This is a genomic window from Ruminococcus sp. J1101004sp1_RTP21198st1_B9_RTP21198_201120, from assembly GCF_040924245.1.
Lineage (GTDB): Bacteria > Bacillota > Clostridia > Lachnospirales > Lachnospiraceae > Blautia_A > Blautia_A faecis.
This window is the reverse complement of the sequence record NZ_JBCOMI010000052.1, coordinates 1-15,616: the sequence shown is the minus strand read 5'-3', so window position 1 is coordinate 15,616 and position 15,616 is coordinate 1. Positions and strand designations below refer to the sequence as shown.

At 36.1% G+C, this 15,616-nt stretch carries 20 protein-coding genes; 18 read left to right on the top strand and 2 right to left on the bottom strand.

All coding sequences use genetic code 11. From position 1 onward, the window contains the following. The first annotated feature begins 699 nt into the window (after positions 1 to 699). The 12 genes from AB5618_RS20555 (at position 700) to AB5618_RS20500 (ending at position 8,546) form a co-directional block, all read left to right on the top strand. Positions 700 to 963 carry a hypothetical protein gene (locus AB5618_RS20555; protein ID WP_148462948.1) on the top strand — a complete coding sequence of 88 codons (264 nt, stop codon included), beginning with the start codon at positions 700 to 702 and terminating at the stop codon, positions 961 to 963. Between the two features lie 77 nt (positions 964 to 1,040). Beyond that, entirely contained in the window at positions 1,041 to 1,307 is a 267-nt protein-coding gene (locus tag AB5618_RS20550) for a hypothetical protein (RefSeq protein ID WP_148462949.1), read from the top strand. Then, positions 1,304 to 2,371: a hypothetical protein gene (locus AB5618_RS20545; RefSeq protein ID WP_148462950.1), complete on the top strand. Its 1,068-nt coding sequence runs from the start codon at positions 1,304 to 1,306 to the stop codon at positions 2,369 to 2,371. The genes AB5618_RS20550 and AB5618_RS20545 overlap by 4 nt, the downstream gene beginning before the upstream one ends. A gap of 65 nt (positions 2,372 to 2,436) precedes the next feature. After that, entirely contained in the window at positions 2,437 to 2,628 is a 192-nt protein-coding gene (locus tag AB5618_RS20540) for a hypothetical protein (RefSeq protein WP_148462951.1), read from the top strand. A 66-nt stretch (positions 2,629 to 2,694) separates the two neighbouring features. Continuing rightward, complete coding sequence (locus AB5618_RS20535; RefSeq protein WP_148462952.1) at positions 2,695 to 2,964, top strand: hypothetical protein; 270 nt, start codon at positions 2,695 to 2,697, stop codon at positions 2,962 to 2,964. Positions 2,965 to 3,063: 99 nt separating this feature from the next. Further along, positions 3,064 to 3,468 carry a hypothetical protein gene (locus AB5618_RS20530; protein WP_148462953.1) on the top strand — a complete coding sequence of 135 codons (405 nt, stop codon included), beginning with the start codon at positions 3,064 to 3,066 and terminating at the stop codon, positions 3,466 to 3,468. Between the two features lie 15 nt (positions 3,469 to 3,483). Next, the gene (locus AB5618_RS20525; protein ID WP_148462954.1) at positions 3,484 to 4,356 is read left to right on the top strand and encodes a YkyB family protein; all 873 of its coding nucleotides are present in this window, start codon (positions 3,484 to 3,486) and stop codon (positions 4,354 to 4,356) included. Positions 4,357 to 4,433: 77 nt separating this feature from the next. After that, complete coding sequence (locus tag AB5618_RS20520; protein ID WP_148462955.1) at positions 4,434 to 5,102, top strand: hypothetical protein; 669 nt, start codon at positions 4,434 to 4,436, stop codon at positions 5,100 to 5,102. 48 nt (positions 5,103 to 5,150) lie between these two features. Next, positions 5,151 to 5,339: a DUF5659 domain-containing protein gene (locus AB5618_RS20515; protein WP_148462956.1), complete on the top strand. Its 189-nt coding sequence runs from the start codon at positions 5,151 to 5,153 to the stop codon at positions 5,337 to 5,339. Positions 5,340 to 5,343: 4 nt separating this feature from the next. Then, on the top strand, positions 5,344 to 5,496 hold the full coding sequence (locus AB5618_RS20510; RefSeq protein ID WP_173769084.1) for a hypothetical protein: 153 nt from the start codon (positions 5,344 to 5,346) through the stop codon (positions 5,494 to 5,496). A 149-nt stretch (positions 5,497 to 5,645) separates the two neighbouring features. After that, a complete protein-coding gene (locus AB5618_RS20505; protein WP_148462957.1) occupies positions 5,646 to 6,902 on the top strand; it encodes a DEAD/DEAH box helicase family protein in 1,257 nt (418 codons plus the stop codon). A gap of 1,050 nt (positions 6,903 to 7,952) precedes the next feature. Then, the gene (locus tag AB5618_RS20500) at positions 7,953 to 8,546 is read left to right on the top strand and encodes a hypothetical protein (RefSeq protein WP_148462958.1); all 594 of its coding nucleotides are present in this window, start codon (positions 7,953 to 7,955) and stop codon (positions 8,544 to 8,546) included. A gap of 7 nt (positions 8,547 to 8,553) precedes the next feature. Here the strand turns inward: AB5618_RS20500 and AB5618_RS20495 are convergent, their stop codons facing one another. Continuing rightward, on the bottom strand, positions 8,554 to 8,736 hold the full coding sequence (locus tag AB5618_RS20495; RefSeq protein ID WP_148462959.1) for a hypothetical protein: 183 nt from the start codon (positions 8,734 to 8,736) through the stop codon (positions 8,554 to 8,556). A gap of 476 nt (positions 8,737 to 9,212) precedes the next feature. On the opposite strand from AB5618_RS20495, the gene AB5618_RS20490 reads away from it, so the two are divergent. Further along, positions 9,213 to 9,842, top strand: a complete 630-nt coding sequence (locus AB5618_RS20490) for a hypothetical protein (RefSeq protein ID WP_148462960.1) — start codon at positions 9,213 to 9,215, stop codon at positions 9,840 to 9,842. A gap of 253 nt (positions 9,843 to 10,095) precedes the next feature. Here AB5618_RS20490 and AB5618_RS20485 read toward each other — a convergent pair whose 3' ends face one another. Next, positions 10,096 to 10,362, bottom strand: a complete 267-nt coding sequence (locus AB5618_RS20485) for a hypothetical protein (RefSeq protein ID WP_148462961.1) — start codon at positions 10,360 to 10,362, stop codon at positions 10,096 to 10,098. Positions 10,363 to 10,661: 299 nt separating this feature from the next. Between AB5618_RS20485 and AB5618_RS20480 the strand changes: the two genes are divergently transcribed. The 5 genes from AB5618_RS20480 to dcm all read left to right on the top strand — a co-directional run bounded on the left by AB5618_RS20480 (position 10,662) and on the right by dcm (position 15,422). Further along, positions 10,662 to 11,351, top strand: a complete 690-nt coding sequence (locus AB5618_RS20480; RefSeq protein WP_148462962.1) for an Ig domain-containing protein — start codon at positions 10,662 to 10,664, stop codon at positions 11,349 to 11,351. A 1,066-nt stretch (positions 11,352 to 12,417) separates the two neighbouring features. Continuing rightward, complete coding sequence (locus tag AB5618_RS20475) at positions 12,418 to 12,642, top strand: helix-turn-helix transcriptional regulator (protein ID WP_148462963.1); 225 nt, start codon at positions 12,418 to 12,420, stop codon at positions 12,640 to 12,642. Position 12,643: 1 nt separating this feature from the next. After that, on the top strand, positions 12,644 to 13,252 hold the full coding sequence (locus AB5618_RS20470; RefSeq protein WP_148462964.1) for a hypothetical protein: 609 nt from the start codon (positions 12,644 to 12,646) through the stop codon (positions 13,250 to 13,252). After that, positions 13,231 to 13,617, top strand: coding sequence for a hypothetical protein (locus AB5618_RS20465; protein ID WP_148462965.1), 387 nt, complete (start codon positions 13,231 to 13,233; stop codon positions 13,615 to 13,617). Before AB5618_RS20470 ends, AB5618_RS20465 begins: the two co-directional genes overlap by 22 nt. A 215-nt stretch (positions 13,618 to 13,832) precedes the next feature. Further along, positions 13,833 to 15,422 (top strand): DNA (cytosine-5-)-methyltransferase, encoded by a 1,590-nt coding sequence (dcm, locus tag AB5618_RS20460; RefSeq protein WP_148462966.1) that lies wholly within the window; start codon positions 13,833 to 13,835, stop codon positions 15,420 to 15,422. Positions 15,423 to 15,616: the final 194 nt, after the last annotated feature.

Here is a 15,616-nt window from a genome sequence, read left to right as displayed (position 1 = left end):
TCAGTAGTCTTATTGTACTCTGAGGTATTTTCAATTTTCAACATCTACGTTTTTTATTATACAGGAAGCTCCATTCAATATTTAATATTACAATAGAAGTACAAGAAAGTCAATTAAATGTGTATTAGTATAAAAATTACTAAAATGTACAAAATACTATTGACATATCAGTTTGTACGTGATATGATGCTAACCATAGAAACAAAAAAAGATCAATGCACGCCAATGCACTGATCTTCACATGAAACGATACGCCAATACCGTTTCATATAATATGCACAGATCATCATAAATGAAGAATCCATACATAACCTTCGACAAGTTAAGTATAGTCTATTTTTCATTTCGTGACAATCCGAAACGTTTGTTCGGATATTCTGTCATATTACCCAATACATAAAAACCTATATTAGATAGGAAGAAACATAATCAAGAAACACAATCAAGCAACGCAATCAATATCGCACCATGACAACTTTATACCTGCATCTTTACCACAGCCCACAGGACTATTTTTATTTCTTTCAGTGAGACTGCTTTATTTTTTGCACCCTTTTTTAGGAAAACAGCAATGTGCATTTTACAGAATGTAATTCCTAAGAAATTGGAAGTAAGGAATGAACCAGATCACCATATTTTTTTACACAGTGGGTTACAGCTGAGATAAAGGTAGACAAAAACTTAATAGGGAGGAACTTTATGGAACTATCGAGATCAGATTTTCAAATCCTGAACGTGCTGAAAGAACACCAATGTACGAACTATCAGGAAAGCATGACACTACAGGAGATTATACCAGAGCTACCATTTTCCAGAGTGACCGCTTACAAGCGCCTGAAGAACCTTTGTGACATGGGATATACCGCAAAGGGCTGTCAGGCAGAGCAAGCCGACACTTATTACATCCTGGAAAAAGGCATTCGTGTAGCGGACATAAAAGACATAACAGAGTTGGAGTCGTGATATGTTGGTGTAATGTTTACGCAATGCCAAGATACATAAAAGTCAATATGAAGATATAGGAAGGATAGATTGTATATATGACAAATAAATTAAACAGATCAGATTACCTCATTCTGGACACACTACATGGTTCCAATATGACAGATCAATTTCATAGTATGACAATTGAAGAGATCATGGAAGAGACAGGAAATGTTCTTGGAGTTCGAATGACAGTATACCGCATGGTAACTAAGCTGGTGAAGCTTGGCTATCTTGAAAAAGGTGTTATGGACAACCATGCAAACACCTATTATTTAACAAATGATGGTCGCAAATTATTCAAGGAGGATAAAGCAGAATGAAGATCAGAGAGAATTGTTACATGTTAGGACTGGGAAGCACAGGCGGAAAAATCTACAAAGAATTTGTACAGCGTCATTACAAAGGTGCGGCGGCAAATGGCAGCGAACAGGATCACAAAGCCCTGGGAGATGTACCCAATAAATATATCTTACAAGGTTTTGACGGATTCGGTGGACACCGGGAAAGAGCTATGGATTGTCTGGCTGGAAACGAAGATTTCATCAAATTTGTTGAAGGAATCAAAGAAGACATTGTGTTTATTCTCTTTGCCGGAGGCGGTTCTACTGGATCAGGCTGTGCGCCAATTGTTGCAGAAATGCTCCTGGAAGAAAAAGACGAAGAGGGTAATCCGGTGAAGACCGTGTGTCCGGTGATTGCGTTACCTGCATCTGGTGAATCCTTGGCAAAACATAAGAACGCTTATGAGACAGTGCAGGAGCTTCAGGAAATAGAAGGTTTGGGAGCAACATTCTTCTTAAATAATGACAGCAACGAGAATTACGATTATATCAATAAGAATTTTGCAAGTATGCTGGATGAATTTCTTTCAAATGAGAGTTACGGCAGACAGAACAATTTTGATGAATCAGAGCGTCTGGAAATGTTGAAAGACAGCGGAGCAATGGTCCTGAGCGTAACAGGAGATGGAACAGATAGCAAGATCAAGCTTGAAAAGCTGACTAAGAGTGGAATCTTTGCACCAATCGAGGATAACTACATCTGTGAGAATATCGGTATCATTCATTCTAAAAATGATAAGTCAGATATTGACTCTGAGGATGTAATTGCAGAAGTAGGAAAGCCAGATAATGTATTTGAGGGCTTCAATGGCAGGAAGACAATCATTGCTGCAAGTGGCTTGGATTATCCGGTATCTCATGTAAAGAAGCTTGGCGAATTGGCTGTAAAAGCTAATGCGGAACGTATGAGAAATAAGAAAAGCACCAGAGCAAAGCTTGGTTCACTGGAATTACCGGAAGTAGATATAACAGAGCAGAAAGAAGAACCTACAAAGAAGAGAATGACAAAGTTGGAACTTCTGAAAAAGAGAAGAGGACAGTAAAGGTTAAGTACATCTTATGTTATGTCAGAGAAAAGTCATGTATCAATAGTGAGGATATGAAGTATATGGAAAAGCAGCGTAATGACTTAGCCGTGTTACAGAAGAATGGTTTAATCCATCTGATCGGCAAGTCTGAAAATAGAATACCAGAACCAAAATTTAAAGGTGGTACTGTACCATGGTTTGACGACACAAAATTACTGAAAACCAACCGAGCAGGAAAATCAGCCAGAGGTTACGAAGTAATCAGTAAATAACCGGATTCAGGCAGTGGATACAAAAAGCTGCTGCCTGATCCACCAAAAGATAAGGAGAATATGAGTATGGGATATTACGTTTTAGACGAAATTGAAAAAGGCGATTACAAATTTTCATTAGATACATTCCTGGGTGATCCAGCTGCAAATATTTGTTGCTGGGTGTACTACAAAGGTAAGCCGTTAAATATTGAGGGTACAAACGACCAGGTTCATAAAGTATTCCCACAAGATCATGGTAGCGTAAACAGGAGTCACTTGTATAACTTTATCAATAAATTTATCAAAGACGAAGCATACAGAAATCAGTATGTGGTAAAAGGACGAACCAGATAATTTTCTTAGAATAAATTAGAAGCAAAATGAGAAGTAACAAGTGAACAGAAGTAAGGCAGTAGAAAATTGGCCGTCAATGATAAAAAGGAGAAAACGGATATGAGTAATAAATTAGTGAAGAAAAGCAACCTTGGAGACCTTAGTTATAGTGATCTGGGACTGGATGTTAGCTTCCAGATCCTTGAAGCACCTTATCTTGAAGACGGCACAAAGATGCTTTTTAAGATTGATGATGTTGAAAATTTCTGTGCATATAACTTAAATGATTTTGCAGATTTTGGCAGCATTTTACTATTGAGACAAAATGACACATTCTTCTTTGCGTGTATTGATAAAGCAAAGAATGACATTGCTTATATCAATGAAAAGACGCATCCTCAAATGTACAAGGAAATTGGAGATATTGTATTTGAAATGGCAATGGACACATATGGACATTATTTCTCTGGAATTGTTGTTCTGGTAGAAGTTGAACCAAATACATATAAAATGATTGAGAAATAGAAGGAGAGCTAAGATATGCAGAGTATTGAAGAGAAAATTTATGAGGTGTTTTGGGACAAGAATATTGCCAGAATGATTAATAGGGCTGATCTTTTTTCTTTCTTGAAACAGTATGTTAATCCCGGGCTTTTAACCAGATCCAGCAAATCTGAGCTTGTACACGATCTGAAGGAATATATGACTACTGCTAATCTGGAATTTATTGCAGAACGAATGGAGAGTTTTGGCTTACCAATGGTGGACACTGTGAGCGTATTAGACACAACATCTTATGCGGTGAAGAAACTTGTAGACAATGATACATTGCGTATTGTTGGAACCTTTAAAGGTGGAAATCAGCGTATTCCATACAAATTATGCAGTGTCCTGGATATTCTGGATATTTCCCATGCCGGACTTTTGGAGAAGAAACAGCAGCCTGTTTTACCAGCAACAGACGAGAATATTGCCAGTGCCCTATACACTATAAATAAATCTGCAAAAGTGTCCAGAGATACAAAGAACCGTAGTTATTATAACAGGAAATTTCAGTGTTGCGGAGCTGCTAAGACAAGAATGCTCAATTTATATCATCTGAAGGATGCTGTGCTGAAAAAACTTCAGGAAGAAGACCGGGTGGAATATCTTGGAGTCAATCGACAGGTATTTGATTATGGACCAGACAGTTTCCTGCGTTTGTATCGTATTGGTGATTTTACATTTCATATTCCGTGCCAAAAGGATGAAGTAAACGAGTTGGAAATTTTAGATGAAGAAATTGACGGTGAAATCAGTGCTGAGAAGACAAGAAATGTAGATATAAATTTTAGACAGGCAATGTTGCTGTTGGAAAATTACAGTGGAGTAAAAGCAGCAGGTACATACAATAAGAAACCTGAGTTTTATTAGAATGACTTTCTGTACAAATAAGAAGTATTACACGGCGGTAGACCTACCACAATCTACCGCCAGGAAGGAGAGTGTGCATGAAACCACCAAAAGAATACCTGAAGAATCTGAAGCACCATACGATCACAGAAAAGATGTTATCCGATTGCATTTACAGCATAAATAACAGAGCACTCAACAGTCGTGATAACGAATACAAGTATACACATTACATCCCTAATACATACGGCAACGCCAATAAGTACCACAAAAAGAAACTGGAATACTACCAGATGAAGAAAGTCCTGTTATCAATCCTGGAACCAGCTCATATCCAAAAGGGTGAAGTTCTGCAGCGAAAGCGTACATATGACTATGAGGAAGGTTACGAAGATATATTAAAATCTGGAAACTACGTCAACAACAGTGGCTTCTACGATCCAGACAGAAAGGAACACGTTGAGTTCGTGGTGCAGATGATTCCAGAGACAGTCTATTATTTGACATACACACTAAGTAACCGGACATTTCGTGTACCACTGGAAGAATCTGAGATTAAACAGTATCCAGATTTAGAAGTAGTAGATGTAGGACGGATAACGCCAGTATACGGAGATATTACCGCAGATATGTTATCGGTTCAATTTGTGGAGAAGATTCTGCTGCTGATAAAGAACAGAAACTACACGCTGATTTTTGAGAATAACACAGAGCAGGAAACAGAAGTAAAAGATGAACTGGCAGCAGAACCGGTTAGTGTTGAATGAAACGGCGGCCATGCTGGAAGAATAATTAAGAATGAGAGGAAAACAAACATGTATAAAGGACCAAAGACAACAATGTATATTGTACGTTCACTGAATATGGTGAACTGGCTGTGTAGCCATGGCTTCAAAATTTTAAAAGTGGAAGATTCTGAGAAAGATGAAAAATTGAAGGTGTTCTTTTTTGAAGAATCTCCGGCCTTACATCACACAATGATGATGTACCGAAAGGAAGTGTGATTGTATGGCAAACGGCAAAGCAGCAATTAGTCAGTATTTCTCAAACCTTATTGGAGAAGCGCTAAAACAGTATGATTGCTTTTATATAGATAAGTATGAAAGGCTGGATAAACAGAATATTTCTACAGAACATATAGATTCAGCTTTTCTTATATAAAGCAATTTAGAACGTTCTTTCCGGTGGTTTCAGATAATCCAATCACCGGAAGGAATTCTAAGAATAAATCAACAGTTAAATAAGAAGTAACATATGGAGGAAGATAAGAATGAAATCAAAATATTTTAAATCATTGGAGGAAATAATTCATGAACACAGAAGAAAGAACAATTACAATCGTAGACGATATCATGGGATCTGGCAAAAGCACCTGGGCGATCAATTACATTAATGACAATCCGGACAGGAAGTTCCTTTGTATTGTACCGCTCCTGTCAGAATGCGAGAGATTCAAGGATGGCACAGACATTGATATTGTTGATCCGGAGAAATGGGGTTCCAAATGGAAACATTTCAGATGGCTTGTAGAGAATGAAAAGAATATTGTCACAACGCATTCGCTCATTCAGAAGATGGACCTGGATATGCTGGAACTGCTGAAGAGTAAGGACTATGTTCTGATGATTGATGAATGCCTGGATGTACTTGATACCTATAAGATAACCAAGGATGATATGAAGATTATTTTTGAGCAGAAGCTTGTCTCTCTGGATGATAAGGGCTTTCTAATCTGGAATGATGACAAGAAGTATAAAGGTGTATTCGGAGACATCAAGCGCTTGTGCAGTTTCAAGTCACTTATGGGATTTAAGAAAGAAGACAGCGAAGAACTAGCAAGAATCATCATGTGGAATTTTCCAGTAGACTTCTTTAAGTGCTTTGAAGAGAGCTACATCTTTACATATCTGTGGGAAGGTAGCATTCAGAAGTCATACTTTGATATTCACGGCATTCATTACGAGAAGTATATGCTGGACTATGACAGAAAGTTGATTAAGCATAATAAAGAACTGGAATATGAGAAGCGTAGAAAAGTGGTTGATCTGATAAACATTTATGAGGGCAAATTTAACAAAATTGGTATGAAGATTGGAAAGACTAATCCTCTATCAAAGAACTGGTACGAAAGTAAGAGGAAAAGCAATCTGTTTATGCTGGAACAGTTAAAGGCAAATACAGAGAATTTCTTCAGAACAGTTTCTAAGACCAATTCAGAAGATAATATGTATACCGTGTTCAAGTCATATACCAAATATATTAAAGGTAAAGGGTATTCGAAAGGTTTTGTCCCATGTAATGCCAGAGGAACGAATGAGTTCAAGGACAAGAAAGCGCTGGCATATCTGGTAAACTTTTTTATGTCACCGGAGATTAGACAATTTGTTAATCATTATGATCTTATCTTTGATGAAGATATGTGTTCCTTATCAGCATTGTTACAATGGATGTGGAGAAGTCAGATTCGTAATGGTAAACCGATTGATATTTATATTCCAAGTGAGCGTATGAGAGAGCTATTAAATAATTGGATTCAAAATTGTTATGTCACTGAAAAGGCAGCATAAAATAAAAATGTGCAAAATGAGCATCAAAAACTGCACATTTTGATTTTTAAACCCTTTATTTTACTGGGATTCCGAGCCTCTTTTGTAAAGAATAAAGATGGAAAAATAATATATAGATAGAATATTCAAAAACATCAAAAATGTTAATATTGTTATAATTACATGATGAATCAACAAACAATCAATTTCGAACGAACCAGCTGTGAAGCGTTAGCGAACAGATGGTGAAGTGATGACAAGCATCTTTAGATGCGCGGCAGTAATCTGGTGGAACACCAGGCAAGTAAGATAAAAATCACTTAACTTATCTGTCGTTCCGACAGGGGCTGACGCATTCACTACGCTAAAGCTACGTTCATTTGTCATCACTCTTGAAATGTTCGCTAAAGCTTCACATTTCATTCGTTCTAATCAAATTAACTCTCAAAATAATAAGTTGTAGAAAATAAAAATGTGCAAAATGATGAATAAAAAATGCACATTTGAGTCTGGAAAGCTGCATAAACACTGGGTTTCTGAGCCCTTTTCGTAAAGAAGAGAATAGGGGAATATAAGCTATTATTCTGTGTGCCGGGAAGTAAATTTGTGTGTGTGCACTGAATAATTTATCTGATCTGCAAGGAGCTTCTAAAACTAAGATACCTATACATATTGATTGTTTAGATGGGGAGTCAATTCAGTGGACACCCATGTATTAATCTTCCAGGACGGATCAGGCGGTAGCAGCTGTTTCTATAGCAATGACTATTTTGCATGAAATCGAGGGTAAAACGGATGATGATTTTCCAGATTGACAATTTAGCATTGCTTGATATCTGGGTGAAATTATCTCTATATAGATGGAGATATGTGCTTACTGAGAGAGTAAGATTTTTGAGCTGTTGACAGAATCATGTTGGACTTTACTGTGCAATTTTCGCTGTGAGATTTTGCAGAATAAATGAAAAACTGAATAAGAAGAATTGTATGTAACTGGATGAATGATCTTTACTAGGAAATTCCCAGTGAAAAATAAACCACAAAAATTTAAGATCAAAGGAGAGTAACATTATGGCAAACAAAAACTTACAAGGAACAATCGAGTATTACATCAAGGGGCAGTACGGACTTATTAAAGGTGAAGACGGTAAAGAGTATTGCTTCGGTAGAAAGGCAGTGACAGCCAGAGCGAAACTTTTCAATGGTGACGTTGTGAGATTCACAGTAGATCAAAAGCACCATATTCTTGCTTTAAAGGTTACATCTTATGTGGCTGTTAGATCAAAGATCAGGAAAGCATTAGCAAATAAAGGGTATAGCTTTCAAAGTGAAAAAGGCGGTAAGTGGAGCGTTATTGTGAAGAGTGGTGATCGGAAGTTAGTCCTGAAAGAATACGGACATATGACATTACTGGAAGTTGCCGAATGGGTTAAGACTGCAAAGCAGTTGAATAAGGAGGATATTGATAAGATGTTTGAAAAGAATACTGAGAAGAGCAATGTGAAGAATGATGACTGTAAGATTGGTGGACACGTTGTACCGGATGATATGGCAAAGAATTTTGGTGCTGTTGAGGTTGATGGTGCTGTAGATGTGCCAGATCATACTTGGGATGAAGAGGCAGAAATGAAGAAGGACACAGATAGATTCCATGTCCTTGCCTGATGATTGACTAACCTTTTATTTGCTGCATCAGTTTTTGGTACTGCTTATCTATCTCTTCTGGTGAGATGTTTATATCTTCTGGTACATAGTCTGGTTGTACACTGAGAAGATAGTTATAGGTAGCAATAGCTTTAAGCTGATCGGCAGGAAGGTTAAGTGCTTCTTCATCTGCGATTTCAATGAATCTCATATTTAGTTTTCCTCATCCATTATTTTGTGTTGATGCTTACACATATTATACGAATGAGACTCGTTGAAATCACACGAAAATTGAAAAAAGTTCGAATTTTTTTGAAAATAAATCATTTTTTTAATGAGAAGTGGTTTATAAGGATAGGACGAATAAGAGATAGAGCAGTAGTGTTGGTTACAATTCCGGTATCTACAAGATCCTCTAATTCAGGAATCATTTCTGTAAGGGCTTTGTAGTTTTGGAGAGTTTGAACAGTAAATCCCATTTCCGCTGCCAAGTCGGATTGGGATTTTGCCAAAACCGAATTATTCGGCTTTGCCTCTTGGTATTGATTTCCATGATCACCACCGTGTTCGATTCCATAAATCCGTTCCAGTTCTTTAATTCTTAGACCAACTTTTTTAGCACTACCACCTATATCTCCACGCTGGCGGATGTTGGTTTCGATTACTATTTATAAGGAGAAAATTTATATGAAAGAAAATGATAATAATTCACTTGCAGAAACATTGGTAAATTACGAAATGCTCATTGAAATGATTCTTGAGTTGGGAGAAGTTGTCTATACAGGTATGGTAACGTTGGATGCAGCAAAAGCGGTATTCCAGGAGTTGTCAGAAGTAAATCAAATTGATTTCGTGGAATCGTTGGACTGTGTGAAACGGATGTTGCAACAACGTGATTCCAGGATTAAAGAGATGGAGAATGATATAGCTGCAAAGACTGTTGTGGAAACTCCGGCTGATTATATTTCATTGCAGAAAGCTAACAGAGACATGGAACGTCAGAATGAATTTCTCGAAGCAAGGATCAGAAAATTGGATAAGGAAAACGGACAGTTGAAACGTCAGCTTGCAGATCTTCAGAAAAAACAAGATCCAGAACAGGAACGTTTGAAGAAGATCCATGAGGCTGTGCAGCTGTTCAGTGGAAAGACAGAAATCTATCTGAAGGATATAGATAAATATGCCTGGTTGCTTGATGATTTGCAGAATATTCCGGAAGAGGATTTGGAAGAATATGTTAGAGCAATTAAGGCTGTGAAGAGTTGGGCGGTGAGCCTGGATCAGAAAGTTGATGGATTGATGGACAAAGTTGGATGATTTGTGCCGGTGACACTCCGGGAGGATGAAATTTGTCCTCTTAGGGGTGTTTTGACCGGATTTTCCTCAAAATTGGCAAAAATGCAAAAATGGCAAATTAGAGAATGCAGTAAAAATAAGGGTTTTTCTGGGGTCGATTTTCCGATAAAAGAATAGTTTTATGGTGATGGTTTTGAGGAAAACTTATAGGTGCATATCGGGGATTTTTGACGGTATGTAGCCCAGAGGAAAATGTCCCCCTGGGCCGATAGTTTTACTTGATGGACGCTAAGAATTTTTCACAGGCTTCATAATTGATGGTTACACGTAGATGGAAGTCTGTGCAATGATAGGTAGACGTGGAATCGCCTAGATAAACTTTTTGCTCCCAGAAGTGAAGTAAACCTTCTTTTTCCATATCAAGCATACATTTTTCAATATCATTATCTGAATAGTCGTCGGAAGAAATATTGATGTGATATGGATATTTTCCAGGTAAGAAGACCTCACGGAGTAATAAAGCTGCTAATTTTCTGTCCATTTTGAAAAGCTCCTTTCTTTATTTGATGAAGTAATTTTACAACAATCCAGTGGTATATTTCAGTATCATTTGGTATCAACTTCAAATTTTTTGTTTGATACTTGTGGACGTAAGTATAACAGGAATGCTATATAGGATTCCATATTATAGCAGATGTAGTTTGAGTAAATACGTCAAAATTGATGATATAGTTACGGATAAAAAATAGAAAAATATCTGAATGAATTGTAATTAATACTTCTGTATTCTCAACAATAATGATACAATATGAATATTAAAATTGTTGGGAGGAAGTACGAATGAAAAAAATGAAAAAGTTACTATCAATTATTGCTGTATTACTGATGGTTTTTTGTATGACCATTCCAGTATCAGCGGCAGGAAAAATCAACAAAAGTAAAATTATACTATTAACTGGACAAACCATACAGTTAAAGGTCTCAGAAACAAGTGGTGGTACGACATGGATTTCAAGTAAGAAATCAGTAGCTACTGTCAATAAATCAGGCAAAGTGCTTGCTAAGAAAAAAGGATCTGCAATAATTACTGCAAAGGCAGGAAACAAGAAATATACTTGTAAAGTTACAGTTGAAACACCAAAGCTGAATAAAAAAAATGTTACATTAAAAGTTGGAGAGAGTATCACTTTGAAAGTAACAGGAACTAAACAGCCTGTAAAATGGAAATCTTCAAGAAAAAATATTGTTACTGTAAAAAATGGGATAATTACTGCTAAAAAGACAGGAACTGCCAATGTTACAGCAACAGTTCTTGGAAAGAAATTTACATGTAAAATTACTGTAAGAAAAACTCCTACATCTAATAATGCAAGACCGGAAATACCAACAGCAGGAAGTGGGGTATGGATTCCTAATTCTGGAAGTAAATATCATAGGTATTCTAGTTGCAGTAATATGAGAAATCCAAGAAATGTGTCTGAGAATCAGGCAATTAGTATGGGATATACGCCATGTAAGAAATGTTATTGATATTACTGAGTTTGCTTGATTGAAACTAAAGTGAATATATTAACAGTATGTAGCCCAGAGGAAAATGTCCCACTGGGCTATTGCTTTATCTTTAGACCGAAAGCCTACTTGATATTCTAATCGTCTTGGATCACAGATAATATATGGGAAAGTCTACTGCCGAATATCTTCCAGTAATGGGGAACGAAAAAAGTATTACGCTGGCAGCAGGTTTTACGGATAAGAGCTATTTTGACAGGCGAAAACATCAAGAATTATATGGGATTTAGACATATTGAATATCATTTGCGTATAGGGGGAATTACTCTTTTGGGTAAAAAGATTAACGGTTAAGCGATTTTTTGAGTGGATAAATGCTGATATTTACTGTGTTTTCAGCGCTGGAACAATTTCTGCGTATAGGGGGAAATTAATTTTGGAGATTATGAAATTTTAACAGGCGAAAAATGCAGTATTTTCAAGGCGTTGCGGATTTTGAATATCGTCTGGTATATAGAGGGAATAAAAATGGTATTGAGTAAGAATGCAAAATTGGCGAATAAGCAAAAATCGACCTTTGATAAAGCCAATAAAAATAAGGGTTTTTCAAAGGTGCAACAATTTCCACGTATAGAGGAGATTACCAAAATAAGTAAAAAACGGATGCATTAGCAAATTTTAATGCCCAACAAACCCAGTAAACATAAGGGATTGTGAAATTAGAATAAATTCCACTTATAGGGGGAATATCAAAAACTGGCATTATGGTGAAACAAGAACTTTTGGACAAATCATTGATTTTGCCAACGAATATAAGTGTTTACCGAAGGCCTAATAACTTCCCATATATGGAGAGAACGAAAATGTGATTCTTGCTTACTGCATTCGGCACTTTTTGACACGTGGCAACACCATATAAAATAAGGAATTGTAACACATTAAACAATTTCTCTACTATGGAAGGGATTACCAAAATAAGTAATCTGTAAGAAAACTAAATATTGAAAAGCTATTAAGAGCGTGCCGGTGATCTGGTGCGTTCTTTTATTATGCGAAAAATTATATTAACGAAAGGAGCAACATAATTATGAAGTTATTTGAAATTGTAAAAAAGTACCTCGAAACTAACGGTATTTCTATTCGTTATTTTTCTGACTGCATTGGTGTGAGTCCGAATGTAGGCGGTAAATGGCTACGTGGAGATATTAAGAAACTCCCGGCTGAGAAGATGGAAAAAATATATGCCTTCCTGAATGAAGAATACCATACAACGGTTGATGAAATGAAACTAACAGATAAGGAGAACAAGTAACATGAACAACAATTTTGAAATTAATGACTGGGTGAAAATCACCATGAAGAACAAATCAGTAATCTGCGGTCAGATTGCAGCATTTGGAAAAAAGCTTGTAGAAGGTGAAGAGCATGATTTCTACCAGGTACGTGTATTGGATGATCGTGAGACTACAGTATTTGATGTGCAGATGCAAGCTATTGAAAAGATGTACACGAATGTGGAATTGCAGGACTGGGTTATAGAAATTGCTGCTAAATATGGAATATATGTAGGTGATAATTTGGATCTGAGAAGAAAATTAGCAAATAGCGTGATTGGACTTGCCGGACACTGGGCTGAACTTTCTGAAGATGAGAAAAAAATATTCGGCTATTTTGCGGCTAATCCATCAATGGTTATGGCAATTATGGGAATGGCTAATACATATATGTCTTGCTATATGAGTACACAGGCTGATTTTATAGAATATGTAGAAAAACAAGCCGAAAAAGATAAAGCTGAACAGGACAAGGGTATAGCTGGTTTTATGGAAAAATACTATCCAAAAAGTGATAATTCCCCTTTGTCTGGGTATGGATTATCTGGTTATGGAGGAGAAACATCATGGCAACGTATAAATCACTAGAATCTCTGAAAGCTGCAATCCTTAAAGAAGTCCGTTCCGCTGTAGATGCAGCCGCGCAGGAATCCAAGAATGTTCTTCAGAAGAATGTGGATGAATTTTACTCTATTCCGGAAGGGCGTTATCACAGAATTGGAATGCTTCAGGCAGCGCCACAACTTGACTCTGTGTTTGAGACTAAGAATGGAGCTATGGCGCAGATTTCTATTAATACTGGTACACAGTACGATCCTGCTGGAAGAGACACGGAGACAATCTATGGTTATGCTGAGGCTGATGGTCTGATTGGTAAGGGATATTTCTGGGAAAGAAGCAAGGAAGAAATTCCGAAGATACTTGAAGAAGAAATTGAGAAGAGATTAGGGTAAGGAGTTTAAAATTCTATTATATTAGAAGACATTATTTCTATTTTAGGTTAATCTAAAAAATTCGTAGCTATTTTATATCATGTGGGAAGGTTCTCTTCCAACAAAAAATCAAAAAATAAATTTAGATCCTGGGACGCCGGGATTTAACTAAAATGAAAGGTAATTGGTAAATTCTAGAATAAAGTGATTACGTAATCCCCATAAGGTAATGGGAATTGAATAATAATAAATTATGTGAAAATAAAAAATGGGAGCTTGTAAATTTTTGTGAATTTGATAAGTATGCAGAAAAATCATATTGTGCTATTCATAATGTAGATTCATCAAAAAATCTTGGAGATATAACTAAAGTTGATGAAGAGAATTTATCTCCATTCAATATGATTTGTGGTGGAAGCCCTTGCCAGGATTTTAGTGTAGCTGGTAAACAAAAAGGATCTATATGGACTTGTAAGGATTGTAGTCATGAATATAATCCACTAACTGTCCATTGGTCCGAGCGTGATAAATGTCCTCATTGTGGAAGTACAAATCTTGAAAAAACTCGCTCATCACTTCTTGTGGAATATCTAAGAGTTATTCGATCAAACAAACCCAATTTTGGTATTTATGAAAATGTAAAAAACATTGTTGGTAAACAATTTAAAGAAACAACATTTAAGTTATTTACTGATGAATTAGAAGAATATGGTTATAACGTATACTGGAAAGTGCTCAACGCAAAGCACTATGGAATCCCTCAGAATAGAGAAAGAGTATATCTTATTTTTATTAAGAAAGAACTGGATAATGGGGAGTTTAAATTTCCAGTGCCATTTGACAATGGTACACGTTTAAAAGATATTCTCGAAAATAAAGTAGATGAAAAGTATTATATTTCAGAGGAAAAGGTTAAGAAATTTATAAAGAATATTCATACATACGAATCTAATACTTCTAATGAGCAGCATTTTATTGGAAATATAAATCGTCCAGATTTAGGAACAGGATATGCTGGTGGTGTATGGGACAAAAATAATATAAGTCATACATTAACAACAATGCAAGGTGGAGGTAGACAACCGCATATAATGACAGGAATTGTATCTAACTGTGGTGAAAAATTTGAAAAAGAAATTGATGTTGCAAACACATTACTTGCAAGAGATTATAAAGGTTTTGGAAATCAAGGTATGAATGCAGTTGTTGAAATTCCACAGGCAACTAAAAAAGGGTATATAGAATGCGAAGTAGGTGGTGTTGCAGATTTATCTTATCCGGATTCGAAAACAAGAAGAGGTAGAGTACAAGAGTGTGGAAATATATCACCTACAATTACTGCGACAGAAACTGGCGTATGTAAGATTGAATACGATGATAAAATTATTTGTGCAAGTCGAGGAAGAAATCCAGAAAATCCATCAGATTGCACTCCTGGAGCACCGACTGAACAGAGATTGGAATTTAACCATAATGGTTGTAAAAATACATTGACTTCTGTACAAAAAGACAATTATGTTTTTGAAACTAATAATATTAGAATTAGAAAATTAACACCAAGAGAATGTTTTAGGCTTATGGGATTTTCTGATAATGCGTTTAATACAGCAGAAGAGGTGGTTAGTAACACTCAGTTATATAAACAGGCAGGAAACTCTATTGTGGTAGATGTTTTATATTATATTTTTATTGAATTATATAAAGTTATGCCATATTTGTTTGATGATTTGAGATTAAGCAGTTTCTTTTCCGGCATTGGAGCTTTTGAATGTGCATTAGATAGATTGTATGAAAGTATTAATAAAATTGAGAAGAGACTTGGATAAGATGAAAATTGCAATTATTGACGCTGATCTGATTGGAAGATCAAAGCATAGATTTCCGAACCTGGAAATGAAGCTACTGCAAGGTATCTGGCTGAGTTTGAAAAGAGATATCCGCAGATAGCAGAAAAATATTTCGATATAAAATGGAATAAATAAAAAATATAAAAAATACTCAAATAAATATATCTATAAAC

Excerpts from the sequence above, each read along its gene's own strand:
- AB5618_RS20470 (WP_148462964.1), top strand. The coding sequence starts at position 12,644 with ATGAACAACAATTTTGAAATTAATGACTGGGTGAAAATCACCATGAAG.
- AB5618_RS20555 (WP_148462948.1), top strand. The coding sequence starts at position 700 with ATGGAACTATCGAGATCAGATTTTCAAATCCTGAACGTGCTGAAAGAA.
- AB5618_RS20525 (WP_148462954.1), top strand. The coding sequence starts at position 3,484 with ATGCAGAGTATTGAAGAGAAAATTTATGAGGTGTTTTGGGACAAGAAT.
- AB5618_RS20510 (WP_173769084.1), top strand. The coding sequence starts at position 5,344 with ATGGCAAACGGCAAAGCAGCAATTAGTCAGTATTTCTCAAACCTTATT.
- AB5618_RS20475 (WP_148462963.1), top strand. The coding sequence starts at position 12,418 with ATGAAGTTATTTGAAATTGTAAAAAAGTACCTCGAAACTAACGGTATT.
- AB5618_RS20505 (WP_148462957.1), top strand. The coding sequence starts at position 5,646 with ATGAACACAGAAGAAAGAACAATTACAATCGTAGACGATATCATGGGA.
- AB5618_RS20500 (WP_148462958.1), top strand. The coding sequence starts at position 7,953 with ATGGCAAACAAAAACTTACAAGGAACAATCGAGTATTACATCAAGGGG.
- AB5618_RS20535 (WP_148462952.1), top strand. The coding sequence starts at position 2,695 with ATGGGATATTACGTTTTAGACGAAATTGAAAAAGGCGATTACAAATTT.
- AB5618_RS20550 (WP_148462949.1), top strand. The coding sequence starts at position 1,041 with ATGACAAATAAATTAAACAGATCAGATTACCTCATTCTGGACACACTA.
- AB5618_RS20515 (WP_148462956.1), top strand. The coding sequence starts at position 5,151 with ATGTATAAAGGACCAAAGACAACAATGTATATTGTACGTTCACTGAAT.
- AB5618_RS20490 (WP_148462960.1), top strand. The coding sequence starts at position 9,213 with ATGAAAGAAAATGATAATAATTCACTTGCAGAAACATTGGTAAATTAC.
- AB5618_RS20485 (WP_148462961.1), bottom strand. The coding sequence starts at position 10,362 with ATGGACAGAAAATTAGCAGCTTTATTACTCCGTGAGGTCTTCTTACCT.
- AB5618_RS20540 (WP_148462951.1), top strand. The coding sequence starts at position 2,437 with ATGGAAAAGCAGCGTAATGACTTAGCCGTGTTACAGAAGAATGGTTTA.
- AB5618_RS20495 (WP_148462959.1), bottom strand. The coding sequence starts at position 8,736 with ATGAGATTCATTGAAATCGCAGATGAAGAAGCACTTAACCTTCCTGCC.
- AB5618_RS20480 (WP_148462962.1), top strand. The coding sequence starts at position 10,662 with ATGAAAAAAATGAAAAAGTTACTATCAATTATTGCTGTATTACTGATG.
- AB5618_RS20530 (WP_148462953.1), top strand. The coding sequence starts at position 3,064 with ATGAGTAATAAATTAGTGAAGAAAAGCAACCTTGGAGACCTTAGTTAT.
- AB5618_RS20520 (WP_148462955.1), top strand. The coding sequence starts at position 4,434 with ATGAAACCACCAAAAGAATACCTGAAGAATCTGAAGCACCATACGATC.
- AB5618_RS20545 (WP_148462950.1), top strand. The coding sequence starts at position 1,304 with ATGAAGATCAGAGAGAATTGTTACATGTTAGGACTGGGAAGCACAGGC.
- AB5618_RS20465 (WP_148462965.1), top strand. The coding sequence starts at position 13,231 with ATGGCAACGTATAAATCACTAGAATCTCTGAAAGCTGCAATCCTTAAA.